This is a genomic window from Marinobacter subterrani, assembly GCF_001045555.1.
Taxonomy (GTDB): domain Bacteria; phylum Pseudomonadota; class Gammaproteobacteria; order Pseudomonadales; family Oleiphilaceae; genus Marinobacter; species Marinobacter subterrani.
In genome coordinates this window covers 263099-288090 of the sequence record NZ_LFBU01000002.1, presented here as the reverse complement: position 1 = coordinate 288090, position 24992 = coordinate 263099, and the positions used below count along the sequence as shown (strand labels likewise).

General features: G+C 58.4%; 20 protein-coding genes. 8 read left to right on the top strand and 12 right to left on the bottom strand.

What is annotated here, in order from left to right; genetic code table 11:
• The first annotated feature begins 443 nt into the window (after positions 1-443).
• Both msub_RS17175 and msub_RS17170 read left to right on the top strand, forming a co-directional pair.
• On the top strand, positions 444-1907 hold the full coding sequence (locus msub_RS17175; RefSeq protein WP_048497366.1) for an ATPase domain-containing protein: 1464 nt from the start codon (positions 444-446) through the stop codon (positions 1905-1907).
• A complete protein-coding gene (locus tag msub_RS17170; RefSeq protein ID WP_197083900.1) occupies positions 1900-4212 on the top strand; it encodes a bifunctional diguanylate cyclase/phosphodiesterase in 2313 nt (770 codons plus the stop codon). Before msub_RS17175 ends, msub_RS17170 begins: the two co-directional genes overlap by 8 nt.
• On the opposite strand, the gene msub_RS17165 is transcribed toward msub_RS17170, so the two are convergent.
• Genes msub_RS17165 through istA form a run of 3 tightly spaced genes read right to left on the bottom strand, consistent with a single transcriptional unit; the run spans position 4209 to position 7174 of the window.
• Positions 4209-4820 (bottom strand): EAL domain-containing protein, encoded by a 612-nt coding sequence (locus tag msub_RS17165; protein ID WP_048497364.1) that lies wholly within the window; start codon positions 4818-4820, stop codon positions 4209-4211. The two genes, msub_RS17170 and msub_RS17165, sit on opposite strands and share 4 nt — an antisense overlap.
• 39 nt (positions 4821-4859) lie before the next feature.
• Positions 4860-5615, bottom strand: coding sequence for an IS21-like element helper ATPase IstB (istB, locus tag msub_RS17160; protein WP_036202190.1), 756 nt, complete (start codon positions 5613-5615; stop codon positions 4860-4862).
• A gap of 14 nt (positions 5616-5629) precedes the next feature.
• The gene (gene istA, locus msub_RS17155; protein ID WP_197083768.1) at positions 5630-7174 is read right to left on the bottom strand and encodes an IS21 family transposase; all 1545 of its coding nucleotides are present in this window, start codon (positions 7172-7174) and stop codon (positions 5630-5632) included.
• Between the two features lie 583 nt (positions 7175-7757).
• Here istA and msub_RS17150 point away from each other — a divergent pair.
• Positions 7758-8162, top strand: coding sequence for a helix-turn-helix domain-containing protein (locus msub_RS17150; RefSeq protein ID WP_082146576.1), 405 nt, complete (start codon positions 7758-7760; stop codon positions 8160-8162).
• Positions 8163-8503: 341 nt separating this feature from the next.
• Entirely contained in the window at positions 8504-10354 is a 1851-nt protein-coding gene (locus tag msub_RS17145; RefSeq protein ID WP_048498001.1) for a HAMP domain-containing methyl-accepting chemotaxis protein, read from the top strand.
• Positions 10355-10408: 54 nt separating this feature from the next.
• Here msub_RS17145 and msub_RS17140 read toward each other — a convergent pair whose 3' ends face one another.
• The 3 genes from msub_RS17140 to msub_RS17130 form a co-directional block, all read right to left on the bottom strand.
• A complete protein-coding gene (locus msub_RS17140; RefSeq protein ID WP_048497363.1) occupies positions 10409-11806 on the bottom strand; it encodes a sodium-dependent transporter in 1398 nt (465 codons plus the stop codon).
• A gap of 168 nt (positions 11807-11974) precedes the next feature.
• Positions 11975-13549: a methyl-accepting chemotaxis protein gene (locus msub_RS17135; protein ID WP_048497362.1), complete on the bottom strand. Its 1575-nt coding sequence runs from the start codon at positions 13547-13549 to the stop codon at positions 11975-11977.
• Positions 13550-13699: 150 nt separating this feature from the next.
• The gene (locus msub_RS17130; protein ID WP_048497361.1) at positions 13700-14572 is read right to left on the bottom strand and encodes a carboxylate/amino acid/amine transporter; all 873 of its coding nucleotides are present in this window, start codon (positions 14570-14572) and stop codon (positions 13700-13702) included.
• A 150-nt stretch (positions 14573-14722) separates the two neighbouring features.
• Here msub_RS17130 and msub_RS17125 point away from each other — a divergent pair, with 150 nt between their 5' ends.
• On the top strand, positions 14723-16144 hold the full coding sequence (locus tag msub_RS17125; RefSeq protein ID WP_048497360.1) for an MATE family efflux transporter: 1422 nt from the start codon (positions 14723-14725) through the stop codon (positions 16142-16144).
• Here msub_RS17125 and msub_RS17120 read toward each other — a convergent pair.
• Entirely contained in the window at positions 16090-17118 is a 1029-nt protein-coding gene (locus msub_RS17120) for a GGDEF domain-containing protein (protein WP_048498000.1), read from the bottom strand. The two genes, msub_RS17125 and msub_RS17120, sit on opposite strands and share 55 nt — an antisense overlap.
• A 277-nt stretch (positions 17119-17395) precedes the next feature.
• Between msub_RS17120 and msub_RS17115 the strand changes: the two genes are divergently transcribed.
• On the top strand, positions 17396-18520 hold the full coding sequence (locus msub_RS17115; RefSeq protein ID WP_048497359.1) for an HD-GYP domain-containing protein: 1125 nt from the start codon (positions 17396-17398) through the stop codon (positions 18518-18520).
• A gap of 16 nt (positions 18521-18536) precedes the next feature.
• Here msub_RS17115 and fghA read toward each other — a convergent pair whose 3' ends face one another.
• Entirely contained in the window at positions 18537-19379 is an 843-nt protein-coding gene (fghA, locus tag msub_RS17110; protein WP_048497358.1) for an S-formylglutathione hydrolase, read from the bottom strand.
• Positions 19380-19409: 30 nt separating this feature from the next.
• Positions 19410-19841, bottom strand: a complete 432-nt coding sequence (locus tag msub_RS17105; RefSeq protein WP_048497357.1) for a CBS domain-containing protein — start codon at positions 19839-19841, stop codon at positions 19410-19412.
• A 182-nt stretch (positions 19842-20023) separates the two neighbouring features.
• Here msub_RS17105 and msub_RS17100 point away from each other — a divergent pair, with 182 nt between their 5' ends.
• Positions 20024-21382, top strand: coding sequence for an alanine/glycine:cation symporter family protein (locus msub_RS17100; protein ID WP_048497356.1), 1359 nt, complete (start codon positions 20024-20026; stop codon positions 21380-21382).
• Positions 21383-21507: 125 nt separating this feature from the next.
• Positions 21508-22161: a peroxiredoxin gene (locus tag msub_RS17095; RefSeq protein ID WP_048497355.1), complete on the top strand. Its 654-nt coding sequence runs from the start codon at positions 21508-21510 to the stop codon at positions 22159-22161.
• Between the two features lie 125 nt (positions 22162-22286).
• Here the strand turns inward: msub_RS17095 and msub_RS17090 are convergent, their stop codons facing one another.
• From msub_RS17090 to msub_RS17080, 3 genes are all read right to left on the bottom strand, one after another.
• Positions 22287-23069 (bottom strand): MetQ/NlpA family ABC transporter substrate-binding protein, encoded by a 783-nt coding sequence (locus msub_RS17090; RefSeq protein WP_048497354.1) that lies wholly within the window; start codon positions 23067-23069, stop codon positions 22287-22289.
• A gap of 183 nt (positions 23070-23252) precedes the next feature.
• Positions 23253-23918, bottom strand: a complete 666-nt coding sequence (locus msub_RS17085; protein WP_048497353.1) for a methionine ABC transporter permease — start codon at positions 23916-23918, stop codon at positions 23253-23255.
• Positions 23918-24925, bottom strand: coding sequence for a methionine ABC transporter ATP-binding protein (locus msub_RS17080; RefSeq protein ID WP_048497352.1), 1008 nt, complete (start codon positions 24923-24925; stop codon positions 23918-23920). The genes msub_RS17085 and msub_RS17080 overlap by 1 nt, the downstream gene beginning before the upstream one ends.
• Positions 24926-24992 lie beyond the last annotated feature (67 nt).

Genomic DNA, 24992 nt, shown 5'->3' with positions numbered 1-24992 from the left:
TGCTGGTCCAACCCAATACCGGCGAAAGTCATCTATACCCGTGTATTTACAATACCTACATTTGAAGGTTTAACTATAAAAAGCACTCAAAACATATATAAACACTTATTTTTCTTTAATAGCACATTTAATTCCAAATCCACCCCAACATTGGACATAAATTTCCCGAATCTATAACCTTAATGGTTTATTTATACGTTTACGACCTTGGTATTTTCAGCTTCAACGATCCAATAAAGCTGACATCCGGACTAAATCGTGCGCTCTTGAAGGAACAAATAAGCAAAGGAAGTCATTATGCTTATATTAAAAAACTCATTACTCAATATGCCTGCGAGGAAAAAGCTTGTCTCGACCTTTGGCCTTGTCCTGATAGGGCGCCTGGGTGGTGATCTTCAACGCACTTTCGAAAAGTTCAGGCACCGCTAACGGAAGTCAGTCATATGACCAACCTAAAGAACGACAGGCTTACCACTGGGATTGCTGGCCTCGACCGGGTCCTGGATGGCGGCCTTCTGAAACAGCGCAGTTATATCGTGCGCGGGGGCCCCGGATCCGGGAAAACAACCCTTGGGCTGCACTTTCTGACCGCAGACCCCGACACCCGGAGCCTGTTTGTCAGCATGGGCGAAGATGAGCAGCAGCTACGGGTTGATGCCAGCCGGCAGGGTTTCAAGCTCGATACAGTCAGCATCGTAGATTTATCTCCCTCAGACGTGGGCATTGATGATGCAGAACCCTACAGCATCATGTCGCCAGCGGACGTTGAGGACCCCGGGCTGCCCAAGAAAATTCGCAAGGCCTTCGAGGCCATCCGCCCGCAGCGGATCTTTATCGATTCGCTCACATACCTGCATTATTTTTCACCGGACGCTTATCAGTACCGAAAACAGGTGATCACACTGTTGCGCTACCTGACTGGCCAGGGCGCAACGGTAATTTGCGCCGCCGAAGATGCCAATTCAGGCAAAGACAGCGAAGAACTGGGCTTTCTCGCGGATGGTGTGATCGAACTGGAGCATAAAGACAGCCGGCGCTCACTCGAAGTAACAAAGTTCCGGGGCTCCGACTTCGCTTCGGGCCAACACAGCATCCGCCTCGGGTCTGGCGGCATGGACTGTTTTCCACGCCTGGAACCGGGCGACCATGGCACCAGGTTTGACCAGGAGGACATGCCATCGGGCATTCCCGAGCTGGACAGGCAGCTCAAGGGTGGGCTTAGTCGTGGCACCGTCACCATTCTTTCGGGCCCCACGGGGGTGGGTAAAACGTCCCTTGGCATCCAGTTTATGAAAACCGCCTGTGAAGAGGGTAAGCGAACGGTGGTTTATACCTTCGAGGAACTGACCAGCACCCTGATTTCCCGAGTGGAAGGTATCAATATGCCGCTGTCGAAACTCATGGAGTCAGGGACCTTTGCCATCGAGGCCATTGAACCTTTGCACTATTCCGCCGACGAATTCGCTGCCATGGTCCGGGAAGAAGTCGAGCAACGCGGCACCCGTCTCATCATGATTGACAGCCTGGCTGGCTATAAACTCTCCATCGGCGGCGATAGCGTTACCCGAAGGCTGCATGCTTTGTGCCGCTATCTGGTCAATATGGGCGTGACGGTAATTCTGCTGAACGAGGTAGAGACTATCACCGGTGGGGACGTGAAAACGACCGAAATGGGCGTCAGCTATCTTGCGGACACCATAATCCTGCTTCGGTACATGGAGAGGGCCGGTGAGATCCATAAAACCATTGGTGTACTGAAAAAGCGCACCGGTGATTTCGAAAAAAGTCTGCGCGAGCTTGATATTACGCCGCATGGCATCAAGGTTGGTGAGGAGTTGAAGGGGCTCAGGGGCATTCTTCGTGGCGAACCCGAACCTGATACTAAGATTGGGGATGCCCGTGAATAACCCACCCCTCCTGATTCCAGGGCCTGAGTGGCAGACAGCGCAGCCAGTTGTTGCGGTTATGTTAAGCAAGGCCGCCGACTACCGGGTCCTCACCCGTTCTGTTGGCTACCCATGTATTGCGCCACACCCCGGCACCATTGACCAGACCGGCTTTGACCTGTGCATCATTGATTTGAACACACTCCTTCATTGTGAAGCCGACATACGCAAGATCCGATCCCGGGCTGCCCCCGCTCTGAAACCCGTTTTACTGGCTGCCTCGGAATCCGAGCTGAAAAAAGCAAACGGTTATCTGGGTGACCTTGCGGAAGATGTTATCCGAACGCCGATTCGTCGCGTTGAGCTCACGGCGAGAGTCCACAACCTCCTGCGATTAGGGAGGACCTCGGAATTCCAGAAACTGGAAACTGAAAACACACAAACGGCATTAAAAGGCGCAACCCGGGCCCTTCGGGCGTTCAGTGCCTGCAATGAGCGTGTCATTCACGCCCGCAGCGAAAAAGAAATGCTGTACGGCATCTGTGACAGCCTTGCGAAAGACGGTGGCTATGCCCTGGCGTGGGTTGGCCAGGCGAAAGCCTACGGAGGCGGGCGCATCAAGCCTCTGGCAATAGCCGGTGGGGCCAGCGACTATATTAATAAAATTGAAAACAGCCCTCGTACAAGCACCGCTGGCCAGGACCCCATCGCCCTGGCGCTGCAGACCGGTATACGACACCAGTCCATTGTTCCGGCATCACCCGGCGAGGCCGCTATCCCGGAAAAGTCGGAAAAATCACACCATTTGCAGTCTGTTATCGCATTCCCGCTGACAATCCGCGACAAGCAGCCAGAAGCCTGCCTCGCCATTTACTCCGTGGAAGCGGACCGCTTCGACGGAGCGGAAGTCAGGTTGCTGCAGCGTATGGTAGACAACATCGTTCACGGCATACGCGCTTTGCGTGAGCAATCCCGACGGCGGAGAAGCGAAAAAAAAGCCCACGATATGGCCTATCGGGATGCCCTTACGGGCCTGGCCAACCGAACTGCGGCGCTGGAGGCACTTGATCGGCATCTCAGGCTGGCTGGCCCTTTTCCACCGGCTGCCGGATTACTATATCTGGATCTCGATGGTTTCAAACTGATCAATGACGCGCTGGGCCATGATGCCGGTGACGAGGTTTTGATACAGGTTGCACAGCGCCTGACACATGCCGTTCGTGAGTCTGACCTGGTTGCCCGGCAGGGTGGTGACGAATTCATTATTCTCGCCCCCTATGAGGCCCAGGACTGCTTATCGACTGTCGATTTACCCGAACTGATGAGTGTGATGTCGGCCGTCGCCCAACGCGTACTGGAGACCATTGAGCAGCCCTTTGTGGTCAGGGGTCGAGAGTACTATCTCGGCGCCAGCATCGGCATCAGCCTTTGCCCAGTCCACTCCTGCGATGCCTCGACGCTTCTGACCAGCGCAGACAGTGCTATGTATCAGGCAAAAAACGTCGGTGGTAACAGCTTCCAATTTTTCTCTTGTGACCTGTCCAAAAAACAGCAGCACCGGCTTGATATCGAAAACAGACTCCGCACCGCCGTGGATATGGGTGAATTCCAGCTGGCATTCCAGCCGCTGATTGACCTGACTACAACCCGGACAGTCGGGGTTGAAGCCTTGATACGCTGGCCGCAGGCAGACGGAAGCTACATTTCTCCGGGCGAATTCATACCCATTGCCGAGGAAACGAGCCTCATCATTCGCATTGGCACCTGGGTGATGAAAGAAGCCCTGAAAGCACTCCAACGATTGCACCTGCAGGGCTTCACTCATCTGCAAATGGCGGTCAATCTGGCCATTGGCCAGCTGTGGCAGCCAGGGCTGGTTCAGGACATCGTCGATTTTCTGAAGCAACTCGACATACCGCCATCGGCGCTCAAGGTCGAGTTGACGGAAGGCTCCCTGATGAGCGACGTCCAGCGTATGGAGGGGATTGTGCAGGAATTCCGTCGGGCAGAAATCGAAGTCGCCATTGATGACTTTGGCACGGGCTACTCGTCGCTGGCACGACTGCGGTCGCTGCCGATAACCACCCTGAAAATCGACCGAAGCTTTCTTTTTGGCACGCCCGATAACCAGAGCGCGGTCAAGATGGTTAATACCATACGGCAGATGGCCGAAAGCCTGGGCATTCAGGCGCTCGCCGAGGGCATTGAAACGGAAGAGCAATGGCGAATGCTTCAAGCCCTCGGCTGTCCGCTGGGACAAGGCTTCTATTTTGCAAAACCGATGGCGGAAACCGCCCTTCTGGAAAGGCTCAGTGCTGAGATTTAACTGGTAACGGGTTTGAAAACGATCGGGGAGGCATGTTGTCGTCCTTCGAGTACAAAATGCCGAACGTTCCGGGCGTCCATAGCAAGTCCGTAAAAGGTCCCCTGAAACGTTTTGCAACCCAGTGCTTCCAGCCAAAGCGCCTGACCAAGCGTTTCCACGCCATCAACAATCAGCTGTTTGTTGATGGCGTTGGCTAACGCCTGCAAGCCTCTCAGGAAACGACGAGCCAGGATGGAGCCTGGTAATTCAGCAATCACCTGCGGGGCAACCTTGATCGCAGCAATGTGAGGGCTGGCAAGAACATCAAAGCCGGCATTATCGGCAATATAGCGTTTTACCATCACTCTGAAACCGCAGCGAGCCAACTCCGGGATAACCCGTTGCCAGGCGGCTTCGCTCAGCACAGCACTCTCACAAACTTCCAGCGCGATTCTTGTTGGCTCAATGGCCTGCGACCGGATTTTTCTCAGGAAATATTCAGGGAATGCCTTGTCGAATACCTCTCCGTCGTCGAGACTGACAGAGACGCGGGTTTTACCCCGGTAGGCGATAGGTGCGTATTCCGGCGAACGTGACCGGTCATTCCGGGGATCGTGACCGATTTTCACACGGCCATCACACTGGAGTGGGTTTTGTACTCTGAGCGGTCACGATGGGTCAACCGATTCCGGTTTTTGTGCTTTCGCTTTTCGCAATGATTCCCCCTTTAGATTGAGTCGGTGAGCGCCGTGCAGAAGCCGATCCAGGATGGCGTCTGCCAGCGTGGCGGAGCCGATGTAATCGTGCCAGTGTTCAGTCGGTAACTGGCTGGCAATGAGGGTCGAGCCCCGGCCATGGCGGTCCTCAATCACTTCCATCAGATCCTGTCGTTGTTGCGCGGTCACCTTTTGCATGCCCCAGTCGTCCAGGATCAGCAGATCGGTTTTAAGCAACTGATTCATTAGTCGGGCATAGCTGCCATCGCCATGGGCGATGCGCAGTTGTTCGAACAGGCGCGGTACCCGCAGGTAACGAACCGAGAGGCCCTGCCGGCAGGCCTGGTTACCCAGGGCACACGCCAGCCAGGTCTTGCCACAACCTGTCGGGCCGGTGATGCACAGGTTCAGGGATTGGCGGATCCAGTCGCAGCTGGCCAGACCCGCCATGCGAGAACGCTCCAGCCCTCGTGGGTGGCGGTAATCGATGTCTTCGATGCAGGCCGGCACACGTAGACGGGCGGCCCTGAGCAGCCGCTCCAGTCGCCGGCTTTCGCGGTGCAGCACTTCACGATCCACCAACAGGGCCAGTCGTTCCTCGAACGCCAGGTCGTGGGTCTCAGGTTGGGATCGTTGTTGTTCCAGCGCATCGCACATGCCCGTCAGTTTGAGTTGGCGCAGGATGTCGAGGGTGTTTTGAGTCAGCATCAGTCTCTCCGGGATCAGTGGTAGTAGTGGGGGCCACGAACGTTGGTGTGAACAGGCAGATCGGTCAGTTCCGGCTCTTCCTCAGCTAGGGGCAGCGGGAGTTGATCCAGCCCCTGCTTTAGGATCGAGGTGATGCTCTGGTAACTGGCCGAGTTGATAGCCAACGCCCGGTCACAAGCCTGCTCAAGGCGGTCACGGCTGTAGCGACGACTGAGGTTCAGCAGACCCAGGCAGGCCCGGTAACCATGTTCCGGATGCGGCCGATCCTTGAGCTGTCCCTGCACCACATCCAACGTGGCGGGGCCGATGTCCTTGGCCCAGTTCAGGAAGCGTCCCGGTGACCAGTTCTGATGGGCCTGATGCGACTTGGGCATGTGTTCGGTCAGGGTCACGAAGCGGCTCTTGCCGTGGCGAGAATGCAAGGCTACCCGTTGTCCCTTGTGCATGACCTCAACGGACGTATCGGTCACCCGAACATCCAGCTTCACACCCACCAGGGCGTGAGGCACGCTGTACAGCCGTTTGTCGATCTCGATGTGGTAGTCAATGCCCGGTCGCGCTTTGCACCACTCGGCATAGACATAGGGTGTTGCGGGCAGAGGTCTCAGAGCTGGGCGATCCAGTGACTCGAACAAGCTCTGGCGGCTCTCGGAGCGCCCCTGGAACGGGCGCTGGTTCAGCGCCGGCAACAACTGGGCAATGGCCGAGTTCAGTTCGGCCAGGGAGAAGAACATCCGGTGCCGTAACCGGGCCAGTATCCAGCGCTCGACCAGCAGTACGGCGGCTTCAGCTTTCGCCTTGTCCTTGGGTTTGTAGGGGCGTGCCGGTAATACGGCAGTCTGGTAGTGGGCGGCCAGTTCGGCGTAGGTCTCGTTGATCTTCGGGGTATATCGATCGGCCTTGGTGACCGCTGCCTTGAGGTTGTCAGGAACCAGCAATTCAGCTACACCGCCGTAGAACGCCAGCATCCGTTGGTGGGAGGCAATCCAGTCCGGCAGGGACTGGCTCCAGGTAGCCTCGGCGAAGGTATAGCTGGACGCTCCAAGCACGGCGACAAAGACCTGAGCCTTACGCATTTCACCGGTGGAACGATCCACCACTGGCACAGTGGGGCCACAGTAATCGATAAAGATCTTCTCACCGGCTCGATGGACCTGGCGCATGCTGCGCCGCTGCCGGCCACGCCAGAGCCGGTAATGGTGGCAGAACTGGCTGTAGCGATAGGCCTTGTCGCTGTGGCGTTCTACGTACTCGGCCCAGAGCAGTTGCAGGGTCACGCCCTTGGTCTTCAGTTCCTGGTGGACCTGGAAGTAATCAGGTTCGGCAAAGCGTGCAGGTGGGGTCTTAGCCGGGAACAGCAGCGCTTCCAGTCGTACCTCATCAACATCCTCTGGCAACGGCCAGGTCACATCATGGGCCTGGGCAAGATTGACGTACTTGCCAACCACACCTTTGGAGAGACCGCAGGCGCGGGCAATGCGCTCATGGCTCAGGCCTGCTTCGTACTTGAGGCGCAAGACCTCGATAATCTGTCGCATGGAAATCCTCGCAACCGGCATCCGCTCTTCCTCGTGATAAAAAGGAAGGGGGTATGCCGGATTAAGTTGAAGAATTCCAGCGCTTTGGCAGTGGTTCCGGGGGAACGTGACCGATGATTCCGGCATCGTGACCGGCGATTCCGGAAAACAACCCGAAATCGGTCACGATAAAACGGAATGAGCGGTCACGATCGCCCGGAACAGGCGGTCACGTTCAAACGGAATGGGTGGTCACGATGGCGCGGAATACGCAATAGGTAGACTATCATCGAGGAAAGCCAGTATGCCGGGGATATGGTCGACCACGGGTTGGTCAGACAAGGCCAGCACTTCAAAGCGGGGGGTGACTCCCTCTCTGGAAGAAACAATAGGCCGAAGCGCTATATCAGACTCTCCCTTTGCGTACTCGTCGGCCGGGTCGTTCAAAAGTTGAATCCTCTCCGTGGAGCTTGTTCGAGATTGTCATACAACTATACCTTACGTCAGGACTTGACGAAATTTTATGCCATTAAAGCTTAATAAATGTTTTATTATGTAATATTTGCAACTTTGTGTATCTGACATTTTGCCTGTAATATCATGGTCTTGGATGAAGAGATATGTCATGAGTCTAGGTCAGGCATTAAAGCAGTTACGAAAAAAGAAAGGGCTGACTCTCGCCGAAATGGCGGAAAAAACCCACTCCCACGTCGGCAACCTTTCCCGAATTGAAAGAGGCATGGCAAGGCCGAGTCTTGATCTCCTGTATCGTCTGGCGGAAGCACTGGGGTTCTCGATAACGGATATTTTCTCCGTTGCTGAGAACCAACAGTTAAGCTCCAGGCAAGTCGCTCTCAATGCAGTGTTTATTTCGCTCCTTGAAGAGGACCAGCAACTGTTACTGGAATTTGCTGAACTGCTTGCCAAGCGGGCATCCCACCCCCTTGAATCTGTCAACGTTGACACTCACGCTCTGCCCGCAGACAGCGAAAAACCAGAAAATAACGCTGATCACAAGGCAACGTCCTGATTATCCAACGCCGCCAATTCGGCATTAACTTCAAAAGACTTGCGGTAATCCCTCCGGAAATCGCCACCTGGCTGCCGGATCAGTTCTACTGATCGAATTGCCACCGGAAAATGGGTAGGCGCTCACCCAAAAAACCGGAAAACGGGTCAGTGCATACCCATTTTTTCCTGAAATTACCCTTCAAATTCAACAGCTTCCCCGTTACCACCGCTTACAATAAGCCCCTTGATTACGCCCACGCCCTGTGACTAACTATTGCCCAACTTTGTCGGCAGATTGGCCTGTCCGCTGACGACTGCCCGGATTCGCCATCTTTGTCTGCCTGCGGGGTACCCTTCGCCATGCTGAACTCGCTTTCCTCTATGTCCATTGGGCGCAAACTGACCCTTGGATTCAGCCTGATCATTCTGCTCGCCGGCCTGGTCGGCGCAGTCGCCCTGATCCAGCTCGATACCTATGGCAAGCGGGTTAATGTGGTGAACCAGGCCAGTGAGATGGAATCCCTGTTGCTGGAAGCCAGGGTCAGTGAAAAGAACTTCACCATGACCGGCAACCGCGAGGAACTGGAAGAGGCTGCCAGATTCAGCGCCTCTGCCAGTGAGATCGCCGGGTCACTGAACTCGCAACTGGCGGCACCGGAGGACCTGGCGCTGCTGGCCACCATTCAGAGCGGCGAAGACCAGTACGCCGAACTGCTCAGCCGGCTTGCCAACCTGCGCACCAGCCTGGACACCAGCATCGCACAGCTTGAGGAAAGCGCCCGGATTGCCGCCAGCCGGCTCAGCACCGAAGCCCAATTGTACGTTGCCGAAGGCGCTCTGAAGAAAATGCGGGGTTACGAGCGTAACTTCCTGATCCAGAAAGAGGCCGAGGCCATTGCCCGCTTCGAACAGGAAAGCCGGCGCGCCATCGAATCCATCGGCGCCTCCTTTGCCAGTGAGGGTACCAAGGAGGAGGTAACCGGCCTGCTCACGATCTATTCAGACACCTTCAAAACCGCATCCGGCAAGGTTCAGCAACTGGCCGACACCGAAACCCGGATGGTGGAGACGGTGCGTAACATCATTGCCGCGGCCAAGACCCTGCAAAACGCGCAACTGGAAAAGATGCAACAGGATCGGCAGCAGGCGGTGGTCCTGATCACCATCGCCATTCTGGCCGCCCTGGTGCTTGGCAGCCTGATCGCCTGGGCCCTGGCCCGGGACACCATTCGCCCCCTGAAGCAGGCGCTGGATGTTGCCAATGCCGTCGCCTCGGGGGATCTTCGCTCCGACGTCAGCTCTGCACGGCGCGACGAACTGGGCCAGCTGCTGAACGCCTTGGGCAAGATGACCTCCGGCCTGCGGTCACTGGTGGCCGCCATTAATGACAATGCCAGCCATATTGCTGCCTCGTCGTCGCAGCTCTCCGGCATCACCAGCCAGAATCAGCAGGGCGTAATGGAACAGAAAGACCAGACCGACCAGGTAGCCACGGCCATGAATGAAATGGTGGCCACCGTCGGCGAGGTGGCCCGCAATGCCGAACAGGCCTCCTCTGCCGCCTCGGACGCCAGCAACAAGGCGCTCGCCGGCGAACAGACTGTCAAACACACCCTGGGCCGGGTCACCGAACTGAACCAGCAACTGGCCACGGTTCAGCAACGCCTGAACACCTTGCAGGCCGATACCCGGAACATCGGAACCGTGCTCGATGTCATCAAATCGGTGGCGGAACAGACCAACCTGCTGGCACTCAATGCCGCGATTGAAGCCGCCAGGGCCGGGGAACAGGGGCGTGGTTTTGCGGTTGTCGCCGATGAGGTGCGCTCGCTGGCCCAGCGCACACAAAGCTCCGCTGCAGAGATCGAGAGCCTGATCTCGAATCTCGTGAACAGTGCCGAAGAGACCGTAACCGTCATGGATACCGGGGCCAGCCTGGCCAACGACACCCTGGCGACCGCCCGGGACACAGGCGAAGCGATTCAACTGATTACCCGGGCGGTGGACGACATCGTGCAGATCAACCAGCAGATTGCCACGGCGGCAGAACAGCAAACGTCTGTGGCCGAGGACATCAACCGCAATATCACGGTGATCCGGGATGTCAGCGACCAGAGCGCAAGCTCCACCGAGCAGGTGTCCGCTGCCAGTGAGGAGCTGGCCCGGCTGGCCGAGGGCCTCAGCACTCAGATAGCCCGATTCAAAGTCTGATTAAGAGCGGCGAAGACAAAAAAGCCCGACGGTCAGCAAACCGGCTCAGAGTCTTCACGCCGTCAGGTTGTAAACAAACACAACGGCAACCGCGATGGGCGTGGCAAACCGGATCAGGTTATACCACAGGCTGAAGGCGCCGCCTTCGAGCGACAGATCCTTCTGCAGCGACTCCCTGGCAACAAACCAGCCGACAAACAGCGCGGTCAGCAGTCCCGAGAGCGGAAGCATCACATTGGCGGTAAAATAATCCAGCAGATCGAAGATGGTCTTGGTCTCGAACCGCTCGAACATTGCCAGTGGCATGACATCAGACCACACATTCAGGGACAGGATTGAGACAATTCCCAGTGCCCAGCAAAGTACTCCCACCAGAACGGTGCTCGCCGTCCGTTGCAGTGTTGTTTTCTCCTCGACCCACTCAACCACCGGCTCCAGCAGCGAGATGGCCGAGGTCCAGGCCGCGAACACCAGCAAAATAAAGAACAGCGTGCCGAACAAGCTGCCCAGTGGCATCTGGCCAAAGGCCAGTGGGAGGGTCTGGAAAATCAGGCCGGGGCCGGCTCCGGGCTCAAGGCCATTGGCAAACACCACCGGGAAGATCGCAAGGCCGGCCAGCAGAGCCACCGCCGTATCGGTAATGCCGACAATGATTGCGGTGCGCCCGATGGACACATCGCGGCCCAGGTATGAACCGTAAGCCATCATGATGGCCATCCCCAGACTGAGCGTAAAGAAGGCATGTCCCAGGGCAATGAGCACGCCATTGATCGACAGCTTGCTGAAATCCGGCTGGAACAGGAAGCTCACAGCCTGGCCAAAATGCCCGGTGGTGGTGGCATAGCCCACGGCAATAAGCAGAAGAACGAACAACGCCGGCATGAGAATGGTGACCGAGCGCTCCAGGCCGCCCTTCAGCCCCCGGGACACCACCAGCACTACCAGCATCATGAACAGGGTGTGCCAGAACAGCAGTTCTGACGGGCTGGCGAGCAACCGGGAGAACATACCGTTGATGACCTCGGGATCGCCACCGGCAAAATCGCCGGTGGCACCGTGGCCGACATAGGCGGCTGCCCAGCCACCGATCATCGAATAGAAGGAAAGAATGATGAACGCCGCAAGCATCCCGATAATGGCGGAAATTCGCCACAGGGGAGACGACAGGTTGCGCTGCGCCACCAGGCGCATACTGGTGATCGGGTTATGGCGGCCATTGCGCCCGATAAACACTTCGGCCATCAGGATGGGGATACCAATTACCGCGATGCAGGCGAGGTAAACAAGAACGAAGGCGCCCCCACCGTTTTCACCGGTCACATAGGGAAACTTCCAGATATTACCCAGACCGACGGAGGAGCCGGTAACCGCGAGAATGAACGCAAGGCGGGACGACCAGAGACCACGGGCGGCGGTGTCGCCATTACCCGACTCGGAGTTGGATTGAGACATGTTGGTTTCCTGTGCTTTTGGCTAAGGAATCAAGGACGATCAAGCCCCGGGAACGAGCCACCGGGGCAGTTGGGGCGGGATTCTGCCAGCACTGGCTTTACGATGCCAGTGCTGGCGCCCGGGCCTGGCAGGTCTCAGGCGTACCCGGCCCGGGCAGGAGGGTGCTAACTAGCCGGTTTTGCTGATAAACCGGCCAACCAGGTCTTTCAGGCCTCGAGACATGATGCTGAGCCGGTCACTGCTTTGCTTGGCGAAGTCGGCCTGGGCATCGCTGTGATCGGCCAGTTCAGCGATGTTGGTGACCTGCCGGTTGATCTCGTCCGACACCTGGCTCTGTTCCTCGAAAGCCGCAGACATGCTGATAAAGCTGTCGGAAATGGTCTGGATCGAGGTGACGATATCGCGCAGGGATCTCTCGGCTTCGCTGACCTTTGCCAGGCCGCGGCCGGCCACGGCCTCACCATCGCGGGTGGCCTGAACCGCAGAATCCACCTGCTGCCGGAAGTCATCGATCACGTCCTGGATGTGAACCGTTGATTCCCGGGTCCGACGGGCGAGGGAGCGCACTTCATCCGCGACCACGGCAAAGCCACGGCCCTGCTCACCGGCACGGGCCGCCTCAATGGCGGCGTTCAGGGCCAGCAGGTTAGTCTGGTCGGCGATCTCGGAAATCAGGTTGGCGGCTTCGCCAATGCTCCTGGTGGACTCGCCCAGCTTGCCGATGGTGCTACCGATGCCGTTCACCCGGGACACCAGTTCCTCAATGGCCACCAGCGCCTCGGCACTGCGATCACTGCCGACACCGGCCAGCCGGTTGGCTTCCTCGGCTTCCCGGGCATTGCTGGTGACGGTTTCAACAACCTCCTGAATCGACGCGGTCATTTCATTGATCGCAGACGCCGTCTGGTCGGTTTCCGCCCGCTGCCGGGCAATGGCCGAGGCGCCGTCGCTGATATAGCCATGAGAGGCGCGGGCCTGCGCATAAAGCAGCTCGGCCTGATCGTCGATACGGGCCAGAGCGGTCCGGATACGGGCCTCCTCGCTGACCAACAGCAGAGACAGCTGAGAGAACAGCCCTCGCTCGTCGCTGTAGGTGCGGGCAACAATCGGATCGCTGAAGGCGTCCGGACGGAGGGCCAGCAGGTTACGCAAACGCGCGGCGAGTGAACTGAACACCAGACCAAAACCCAGAGCGTGACCCACCACAATCAGGCCGGCCGCCAACCAGGGCTGGTTGAGCTGAAGGGCACCAAGACTGAACAGCAATGACACCAGGAACGGCCAGCCAGAACGGAGCATCGACAAGGCGCGGTTGCTGAAGGATGAAGTCAGCTTGCCGGCAGAGATCTTGCCATACAGCCGTTCGGCTCGGGCAACCTGATCCCGTGTCGGCTCAACCCGTACCGACTCATAACCCACCATCTGGCTGTTCTCGCGGATCGGAGTCACATAGGCGCTGACCCAGTAATGATCGCCGTTCTTTGACCGGTTCTTGACCACGCCCATCCAGGCCTTGCCGGCCTTGAGGTAGTCCCACATATCCTTGTACACCGCCTGGGGCATGTCCGGGTGGCGGATGATGTTGTGGGCCTGGCCAATCAGCTCCTCCCGGGCAAAGCCGCTGATCTCGACAAACTCGTCGTTGCAGTAGGTAATCACCCCTTTGAGATCCGTAGTACTGATCAACCGCCCGCCTTTACGCATTTTGACTTCACGCTGGGTTACCGGGAGATTCTTGCGCATAACGGACCTTCTGACTTGGAGCTGACCACGGGAATACAAACAGGCGCGCAATGGTAGCCCCTGACGAACATCATTGATATTCATCAAAGGTTACCCTGCGTGTGGAAGTGTAACGGCAGAGCTTCGCGAAACCTTAGTCCGTGCAGGTACTTATGCGGAAACCGCCAGCCGGGCCCGGGAATGGAACCGGGCGTTGACCCAGAGCGAGAACGCAATAACACCACCGCCCAGGGCAAGGCGCAGCAGATCCGCATCACGGTTCCAGATCAGCAGATTCACGATCAGGCCCGCAGGAACCAGCGCATTGTTCATGATGGCGAGGGTGCCGGCATCAACCACACAGGCACCGCGGTTCCACAAGAACAGGCCCAGGCCGGAAGCAGCCAGTCCGAGCCAGGTCAGAATGCCCCACTGCACCGGTGTCGTTGGCAGTTTGTCGGCGTTGCCGAAAATCAGGAAGGACGGCAAGGCAATGATCAGGGCGCCGATAAAGAAATAACCAAAGGTGCGATAGGCCGGCATGGCTACAGGGAAGTGCTGCATGACATGCTTGTAGCCAACCTGGCCGGCAGCAAAGGTGAAGTTGGCCACCTGAAGCAGCAGGAAGCCGGTGATGAAGTCCTCACTCAGTCGGTCATAACGGATGATGCCCGCACCCACAGTGGCAATGGCCGCCGCCAGCAGGGCGACCGGAGAAAAACGTCGGAACAGGGCGTCATCAAGCAGGGTCACGTAAAGCGGCGTGAAGATGGTGAACAGCAATACTTCCGGGACGGTGAGGTAGCTGAAGGAACGGTAAAGGCAAAGATACGTGATACCGAACTGCAACATGCCGGTGGCCAGAATGCCGAGCTTGAGTCCCGAAGGCACGCCTCGCCAGCGGGTAAACGGCAGAAACACCAGGGCACCGAGCAGAACCCGGGTGAGCACCGCAAAGTCGCTGTCAACCTGCCCAGCCAGAAATTCACCGATCAGACTGAAGGAAAACGCCCACAGAACCGTAACAAAAACCAGAAGTCTCATTGCCACTGCCATCTGTTGTGAAGAAAGCGCGTACTTTAACGGTTTTGGGAGAAACATGCAGCGCCGGAAAGCAGGGCAAACCCAGATGCCCCTACCTCGACCAATCGGTTACCATGCCCGGCCTGCGTCGAAACAGAGACTCGTCACCCCATGGATGAAATCCACCAGCCATTACCGGAAGCCCGCCAGCCTCTGGTCACCCGAACGCTGACCGAATGGCGCACCCTGGCCATTCTCGGCGGCCCGATCCTGATCGCCCAGGTGGCCCAAATGGCTAACGGCGTGATTGATACCGTTATGGCCGGCCACGCCAGTGCCGAGGACCTGGCGGGCGTTGGTATTGGCAGCAGCCTGTGGATGCCGCTGTTCCTGTTTTTCATGGGCATGCTGGGCGCACTGCAGCCGATAATTTCCGGCTACAACGGCGCCCGGGCAGTGGAGAAAATCATGCCGGCCACCTGGCAGGGCCTGTATCTGGCCGGGCTGGGGGCGGTGATCATGATTCTGCTGCTCACCCATGTGCACCCGGTGCTGGCGCTGCTGAACCTGGAAACCAATACGGCGCGCATCACCCAGGGCTATCTGGATGCCTTTGCCTGGGGCGTGCCGGCATTGCTTCTGATCACGGCGCTTCGGGGGCTCACCGATGGCCTGGGCCATACTCGGGTGATCATGGCCTTTTCCGTGCTCAGCACCCTGATCAACCTGCCGATGAACTACATCTTCATCTACGGCAAGCTGGGCCTTCCGGCCATGGGTGGCATCGGCTGTGGCTGGGCCACCTCGATTTCCAATGGTGTTGCTGCCATTGCCCTGCTGGTTTACCTGAACCGCAGCCGGGTGTACTGGCAGTTCCACCTGGTGGCCGACTGGGTCAAACCGGACATGGCAGGCATCCGTTACATTCTCGGCATTGGCGTGCCCATTGGCTTCACCATTTTTGTCGAGGCCAGCCTGTTTTCGGTTATTGCCCTGTTCCTGGCACCGCTGGGCCCGGTGGTGGTGGCGGGCCATCAGATTGCCCTGAATGTGGTATCGCTGCTGTTCATGCTGCCGTTGAGTATCGGCATGGCCCTGACCCTGCGGGTCAGCTTCCTGATGGGCGCCCGGGCACCGGATACCGCACGGCTGATTGCCCGCAGCTCACTGATCCTGGCAGCCGCCACGGCCCTCGTGTTCGCGGTTCTGCTACTGGTATTTTCCCGTGAAATTGCCGCACTTTATACCAGCGACACCGAGGTACAAGCCGTTACCGTGCGCCTATTGATGTTCGCGGCAATCTTCCAGATTGCCGATGTTATCCAGGTCACCTGCATCAGCGCCTTGCGGGGCTACAAGGACACCCGCATCCCGATGTTCATCATGCTGTTTTCATTCTGGGGCGTGGGCCTGCCCCTGGGCTATGCGCTGACTTTTACGGACTGGCTGGTGCCCCCCATGGGCGCGGCAGGCTTCTGGGTGGGGCTCACGGGCGGGCTGGTATCGGCCAGCATTCTGCTTGGCTGGCGGCTGTTTCTTTATGCCCCGGACAGGGGTTCGGCGGAACCCCCTGCCCGGTCCATCGTGCGCTGAGCGTCCGCGAACACGATCCGGTCACGGCCGGTTTCCTTGGCCTCGTAAAGCGCGGCATCCGCCCGGTCCAGCCAGCTTGCAACGCTCTCGCCGTGCTTGAGCAGGGCAACGCCAAACGAGGCCGTAACCGAGCCACCGGGATGCTTCATGTACTTGCGCAGCACCTGCTGGAGATTGTTCATCACCGCCTTCAGGCCGATACCGTCAACCCCCGGCAACAGCAGCACGAATTCCTCGCCGCCGAAGCGGAATAACTGGTCTGACTTGCGCGTGTTCTGCCGCAGCAGTTCAACCATCTCAATGAGCACGTCGTCACCGACTCCATGGCCATGCTCGTCGTTGATCTTCTTGAAATGATCGATATCCAGCAACACCAGAGCATAGGGCAGCCCCGTTCGCTCGGCATTGGCCGCTGCCAGATCCAGCTCCTGATCCATCGAGCGGCGATTCTTGATGCCGGTCAGCGGATCAATGGTAGCCAGATGCTCCAGGCGCTCCCGCTGGTCATGGTTCCTGTGGGCAAACACATAGGCGCAGGCACTGACGACCAGCGCCGTGGCGGAGAAGGACCACATCTGGATGTCAGACCGGAAGGCCCCACCGTGAACCATCAGGGCCACCACGGAAGCGATATTCAAGACAACCGCAATGCGGGCGTTGGTGAGGAAGAAGGTGGTTACCAGGCACGGATACAACCAGAACAGCCCGGGCTCGCCAACCACGACTCCCACCACCACCGCGCCACTGCAGATAATGACCGCCACCGCCAGGCCGCTTCTGCGGGTATCACCGGTTACCCAGGCATACACCAACGCTGAACAGATCCCCAGAAGGATTGACGTGTCGACCAGTCCCGCCGGCAGGTTACCCTGGAGGTAACGCATGACCGCAAACGGCGTGATGCCAAGAACGGCGCAAGCAGCCAACAGCGCAATGATCGATAACCGGAAATCGGTCTTGAGGCGATGGAACATGGAATGTGGTTCGCTGTGTAAACGAATGATAGCCAGCTTCAGAATAACTGAAGCAATCCGACAGGTCGCCAGAATGCAACGTTTCTTAACAGTTTTCCCGGTTCCGCTGAACAGAGTGTGAATGATCACTCAAGTTTTGAAATCAAGAAAGCCTTAACCTGTAAAATCCGGTAAAAGAAATACATTAAACGTTCACAACTATGCCGGTCCAGTGGAGGCAAGCGGGCTTTCGAGGTTACACTTGCCGGAACATTGGCTTATACCCGAGACACCTGATTTGACCGAACTCGTCCGAATCGCCCCCGGCGCGCTGACCATTGGCCGGCCCCTGCCCTGGAATGTCTATGATTCCGACGGCAATGTGCTCCTGCGCCAGGGCTATGTAATTCAGACCAACTCCCAGCTGGAGCAGCTGTTCGAGCGAGGCCGGTTCAAGCCCCGGAAGATTGAGCGGCCCCAGGAGGAAGTGTTCGAGGATAACCGGGAACGCAATCCGTTTGCCGATTACCCGGATCTGATTCACACCCTCGAAGCCACGTTAAAGGCGGTCACCGAAGCCGATCCGTCCGCCCAGAAGCGCCTGCTCGGCCTCGCCCGGATGATGGAGCGCACCTGCACGGAAGCACCCGAGGCGAGCCTGGCGCTGGTTCACCTCTACTCCGTCGGGCCAGTGATCCACGAACAGATCCTGTTCTACGCCATCCTCTGCCAGTTCATCGCCCGGCAATTTGGCCTGGAGGAAAAACGGATTGCGGTACTCACCGCCGCCGCGCTCACGGCAAACCTGGCACTGGTGCCGATTGCCGACAAGCTGAACGCCTCGAATACCATTCTGAACGACGAACAGCGGGAGGTGATTCGCAAGCATCCCGAGCGCAGCATTCAGGCACTCCGGGCTGCCGGCGTCAACAATAAACTGCTGCTGACCATCATTGCCCAGCACCACGAACAAGCCAACGGCAGCGGCTACCCGAAGGGCCTCAGTGGTACCGAAATCCGGCCGGAAGCGGAGATTCTGGCGCTGGCCGAGCGCTACGTGGCGATGATCACCAAGCGGGCCTACCGCAAGCGCATGAACATTACCGATGCCCGCAAACTGATCGGCAACCTGGCCGATGGCAACTTCCGCCCGGCCATACCCAGGGCGTTATTGCAGGTTCTGGGCGACTACCCGCCGGGCATTCTGGTACGCCTGCAGAACAACGAAGTCGGCGTGGTTACCCGGCGCCCGGTCAGGGCCCGCGGGCCGTTTGTGAAGGCCATTTTCGGCCCCCGGGGCAATCGCTACAGCGGCACCTTCGAGCGCGACACCAGCTTGCTGGAATTCAACATCCGGGCCCTGGAAGAGCCCGAAATCATGCCCTCCATGGACTTCAGCCTGGTCTGGGGCTTCCGTTCATAGGCCTCTCACAACCCGCTCACAAGCCCATAGCCTCGGCATGATGGTCCAGATGGTCATCAATAAACGAGGCAATGAAGAAATAGCTGTGGTCGTAGCCCCGGTGCATGCGCAGGTTGACGCGGTGATGGAACTTCTCACAGGCATCGGCCAGTGCATCCGGGTTCAACTGGCTGTCGAGAAACTCATCCGCGGTACCCTGATCCACCAGTAACGGCAGGCGCTCCCGGGCCGTGGGTATCAGCAGTGTCGCATCCCACTCCTCCCAGCTCCGCTCATCGTCACCGAGGTAACCTTTAAACGCTTTCTGGCCCCAGGGGCACTCGGTGGGGTTGGCGATGGGTGCAAACGCCGATACCGAGGCATAGCGGCCGGGGTTTTTCAGGGCAGCGATCAAAGCGCCGTGGCCGCCCATGGAATGGCCACTGATGGCGCGCTTGTCGGTAACCGGCAACTCGTTCTCGATCAGTTGGGGCAATTCCTTCACCACGTAATCGTACATCCGGTAGTGCGGCGCCCAGGGCTGCTGGGTGGCGTTGATATAAAAACCCGCCCCGGAGCCGAAATCGTAGCTGTCATCTTCGCCGGGCAGGTTCACGCCGCGGGGGCTGGTGTCCGGGCAGACGATGGCCATGCCCAGCTTCGCGGCCCGTTTCTGGGCACCGGCCTTCTGCATGAAGTTCTGGTCGGTACAGGTCAGCCCCGAGAGCCAGTAGAGCACCGGGACCTTTTTCGGAGTTGCACCAATGGCCGCCGGCGGCAGGTACACCGCGAATTCCATATCGCATTCCAGGGTCGCCGAGGTGTGCCGGTAACGACGATGCTCGCCTTCGAAACTGACGTTCGTGGACAGGAGTTCCATAGTGGCCTCAATTTTTTACAGGGAAGTGGATCAGTCTTCGACATTGGCGTACCTGGGCAGCTCAAGCCCGTAACCGGTGCGCGCCAATTCAGCCAGAATGGCTGTACGCGTGACAATGCCAATCAGTTTGTCGTGATCCACAACAGGGTACACCTTCGGCTTGCCCGCGCCGAGGTTCTGGGCAAGATCCACCACCGACATCTCCGGCGAAATCGTCAACGGCTTGCGAAACATCACATCGTCCACGGTCGGGTCGCCTTCGCCGTGATAGCTGCTCACCAACAGCGCATGAATGCAGTCCTGCTCGGAAATGAAGCCGAGAACATGGCGGTGCTCATCAACCACCGGAAGACCGGTCACGTGGTTGTGCAGCAGGGTTTTCACTACATGGGTGAGCGGCGCTCCACACCGGATCGGCTCGATGTGGTTCCACATGACATCTGACACTTTAAGCGAGCGCATGAGCTCAGTCCCTCTCGTTGGTGGGTGGACGCCTTTGCTATGAGCATAGGCAATCACACCCGAATCGACCACTTTTACCGGCCCGCGAGTTTACAAGGAAAAATAACTGACTAAACTCAATCGGTTATACCCTTCAAGGGTCAACTATTGAAACCAATCCATGGCACAAAAAAGGAGATCCCATGGAAGCTATTTCTGACTTCATCGGACAGATAAACGGGCTGGTATGGGGCCCGCCCATGCTGGTGATGATCCTGGGCGTGGGCCTGTTCCTGAGCATCGGCCTGAAGCTGATGCCGATCCTGAAACTTGGCGCCGGCTTTCGCCTGATGTGGAGCGGCCGGGCCCGGGGCGATGACTCCGACGGCGAGATCCCTCCGTTCCAGGCTTTGATGACCGCGCTCTCGGCAACCGTTGGTACCGGCAATATCGCCGGCGTGGCCACCGCAGTATTCCTGGGCGGCCCCGGTGCCCTGTTCTGGATGTGGCTCACCGCCCTGGTCGGCATGGCCACCAAGTATTCCGAGGCGGTACTGGCGGTACGTTTCCGCGAGGTGGACGAACGCGGTGACCACGTCGGCGGCCCCATGTACTACATCCGTAACGGGCTCGGCAGCAAGTGGGCCTGGCTCGGCATCCTGTTTGCGATATTCGCCTCTGTTGCGGCCTTCGGCATCGGCAATACCGTGCAGGCAAACTCCGTTGCGGATGTACTGGAAGCCAACTTCGGCCTGCCCCACTGGGTAACCGGCGTCATCCTGATGGTGCTCGTTGGCCTGGTGCTGATTGGTGGCATCCGCCGCATCGGCCATGTTGCCAGTGCCCTGGTACCGCTGATGGCGGTGTCTTACGTGCTCGTGGGCCTGGTCGTGCTGGCCATTAATGCCAGTGCCATCCCGGAAGCATTCCGTGTGATTTTCACCCATGCCTTCAGCCCAATCGCCGCCCAGGGTGGTTTCGCCGGTGCGGCAGTCTGGGCCGCCATCCGTTTCGGCGTCGCCCGGGGCATCTTCTCCAACGAGGCCGGCCTGGGCTCTGCGCCCATCGCCCACGCCGCCGCCCAGACCAAGGTACCGGTCAAGCAGGGCATGGTGGCCATGCTCGGCACCTTTATCGACACAATCATCGTGTGCAGCATCACCGGCCTGGTGATTATCACCTCCGGGGTCTGGACCTCCGGTGAAACCGGCGCGGCGCTCACGTCTCTGGCGTTTGAACAGGGCCTGCCGGGCTTCGGGAACTATCTGGTGGCCATCGCCCTGGCAATCTTCGCCTTTACTACCATTATTGGCTGGTCGTTCTATGGCGAGCGTTGCATTGAGTTCCTGTTCGGCGTGAAGGCCATCGTGCCCTATCGGGTACTGTGGATTCTGGCGATTCCGGTGGGCGCCACCGTGAAACTGGGGTTCATCTGGTTGGTGGCAGATACCCTGAATGCCATGATGGCGCTGCCCAACCTGATCGCCCTGTTGTTGCTCAGCCCGGTGGTGTTCAGACTGACCCGGGAGTACTTTGACAAGGAGCGCAAGCTGGGGGTCTGAGCCCCCCTTGCAATTGCCTCATCCGGCACAAGGTTCTGTCGTATACACTCAGGTTTCAGACCCGACAAATTTAGGGCCGGATTCGCCCACGTAACTGCCAAAACCATGATCAGAGGAGAGCACCCATGAGTTTACGTCTTGGAGATACCGCACCCGATTTCGAGCAGGATTCCAGTGAAGGAAAGATTTCGTTTCACGACTGGCTGGGCGACAGCTGGGGGGTTCTGTTCTCGCATCCCGCTGACTTCACGCCGGTCTGCACCACCGAGCTGGGCCTGACGGCCAAACTCAAGGACCAATTCGCCAAGCGCAACGTCAAGGCGATCGCCCTGAGCGTGGATCCGGTGGATTCCCATCACGAGTGGATCAAGGACATCAACGAAACCCAGGGCTGCGCGGTGAACTTCCCCATCATCGCCGACCAGGACCGCAAGGTGTCCGAGCTGTATGACATGATCCACCCCAATGCCGACAGCAGCCTGACCGTTCGCTCCCTGTTCGTGATTGACCCGAACAAGAAGGTACGGCTGATCATCACCTACCCGGCCAGCACCGGCCGTAACTTCAACGAAGTGCTTCGGGTGATCGACTCGCTACAGCTGACCGACGAGCACAAGGTTGCAACGCCCGGCAACTGGGAGCAGGGCGGCGATGTGGTAATCGTTCCGTCACTGCAGGATGAAGACGAGATCAAGCAACGCTTCCCGCAAGGCTATAAGGCGGTGAAATCCTACCTGAGGATGACGCCGGACCCGAAAGCGAACTGGAGTGGCAACTAAGAGTGAAAAAAGGCCGGGCAGCTTTGGCTGCCCGGCCTTTTTTTGTGAAGACGGGGTCAGATGAAAGCTTTCATCTGACCCCAGATGTACGGGGGCAGAAGCGTTCATCTGGCCCCGATTTGCTCTCAGAATGCCGGAACCACGGCACCTTCATAGTTTTCCAGAATGAACTTCCTCACCTCCTCGGAAGTCAGCGCATCGGCCAGCTTCTGCATGGCTTCGCTGTCCTTGTTGTCCGGGCGCGCAACCAGGATGTTCACATAGGGTGAATCAGAGCCCTCGATGACCAGTGCATCTTCGGTCGGGTTCAGGCCCGCTTCGAGCGCGTAGTTGGTATTGATCAGCGCCAGATCCACCTGGTTCAGAATGCGCGGCAGGGTTGCTGCTTCCAGCTCCTTGAACTCCAGGTTCTTAGGGTTTTCCACGATGTCACTGGCGGTGGAGGTGATCTTGCTCGGGTCTTCAAGCTTGATCAGGCCATGCTTCTGGAGCAGCAGAAGCGCGCGGCCGCCGTTGGTGGGGTCGTTCGGAATAGCGACCACGGCTCCGTCTTCCAGCTCATCCAGGGAATCGATCCGCGTGGAGTAAGCGCCAAACGGCTCAACGTGCACACCGGTAACCGGCACCAGGTTGGTTCCACGACCTTCGTTGAACGACTCCAGGTACGGCTTGTGCTGGAAGAAGTTGGCATCCATCCGCTTCTGGGCAACCTGAATGTTGGGCTGGATGTAGTCGGTGAATACCTTAACGTCCAGTTCCACGCCCTGTTCCGCCAGCTGTGGCTTCACGAATTCCAGGATCTCCGCGTGGGGCACGGGCGTAGCAGCAACGGACAGCTCTTCAGCGGCGACGGCACCCGAGAAAGTGGCTGCAGCAGCCAAGGCTGCGAATGTTTTTTTCAGATTCATAAATCGATTCTCCTGTTTGCAGTTAATAAGCATGAAGGCTTACCTGAAAGATCTGGGCCGCTGGCGGGAAAGCCCTTCCGAAAACGTGGAGCGCCAGGGATGGCGCGACCGAGCCCTACATGGACGTATTTACGGGCGTTTTTCGGAAGGGCTTTCCCGCCAGGGGCTTGCACCAAGGCAAGCCTATTTGCGGCTGAAATACAGAACAAGACGGTCGCCGACCATCTGCAATACCTGCACGAAAATGACCAGTAACGCGACTGTAATGACCATTACATCGGTCTGGAATCGTTGATAACCGAAGCGGATGGCCAGGTCACCGAGACCCCCGCCACCGATAACGCCGGACATGGCCGCATAGGACACCAGCGTAATGGCGGTCACCGTGATGCCGGCGATGATGCCGGGAAGTGCCTCGGGTAACAAGGCACCCAGGATGATCTGCCTCACACTGGCACCCATGGCCTGGGTGGCTTCGATGATGCCCCGGTCCACCTCACGCAGGGAGGTTTCCACCAGGCGGGCAAAGAACGGGGCACCACCGGCCACCAGCGGCGGGATGGCACCGGCGACACCGAGGGAGGTGCCGATCAGCATGACGGTGAACGGGATCATCACGATCAGCAGGATGATAAAGGGCACGGAACGCAGTACGTTCACCACAAACGACAGCACCGCGTAAGCCACTGGCTGTTCCAGCAGCTGGCGCTTGCCAAACAGGAACAGCAGCACGCCCACGGGCAGGCCGATCAGCACGCTGAACAGCAGGGACAGACCCACCATTACCAGGGTATCCCAGCTTGCCCAGCCGATCTCGCTCCAGTCTACATTGCTTAACAGGGCTTCCATCAGCGTACCACCTCCACATGAACATCGGCCGCCTCGAAGGCCTGCATGGCAATATCCAGGTTGCCGCCCACCAGGGACAGGGTCAGCTGGCCGTAGGGCGTATCCTTGATGTGGTCGATGCGCCCGGAGAGGATGCTGAAATCGACGCCGGATTCCCGGGCCACACCGCCCAACAGGGGCTTGTAGGTGGAATCACCCTTGAAGGTGAGGCGCAGTATCCGGCCATTGGCTTTCTGCAGGTCTTCCTGCAACTCCCGGCTGTCGATACTCTCGCTCTCGAATACGAAATCCCGGGTGGTCGGATGTTTCGGGTGCAGAAATACGTCACTGACCGGCCCCATTTCCACCACCCGGCCTGCGTCCATCACGGCCACCCGGTCACAGACCCGGCGTACCACGTCCATTTCATGGGTGATCAGCACAATGGTCAGGCCCAATTCCCGGTTGATATCCGCCAGCAGCTTCAGGACCGACTGGGTGGTCTGGGGATCCAGCGCGCTGGTGGCCTCGTCGCAGAGCAGGATGGTGGGGCGGCAGGCCAGTGCCCGGGCAATACCCACCCGCTGTTTCTGGCCACCGGACAACTGTGACGGGTATTTGTTGGCCTGGTCGGCCAGGCTCACCCGCGCCAGCAACTCCTGCACCCGATCCCGGATCTCGGTTTTCGAGTAGATACCCGCGAGCTTCATGGGGAAGGCGATGTTGTCGGCCACGGTTTTCGAGGACAGCAGGTTGAAATGCTGGAAGATCATACCGACCTTGCGCCGGAAGGCTCTCAGTTCAGCCGCGTTATAGTCGGTGATGTTCTCATCGTCGATCAGGATGCGGCCGCCGGTCGGTGGCTCCAGCAGGTTGATCAGACGTACCAGCGTCGATTTGCCGGCGCCGGAGTGGCCAACGATGCCGAATACCTCGCCGGTTTCTATGGTCATATCGGTGGGGTGTAGCGCGGGGATCGCCCGGCCGCCTACCTGATACGATTTCTGTACCTGGTCAAATAGAATCACGGTCAGCGCCTTGTGGGTGCAGCGTTAAAACCGGCGATTATAGCCCAAACCGGGAGCAAACCCGAAT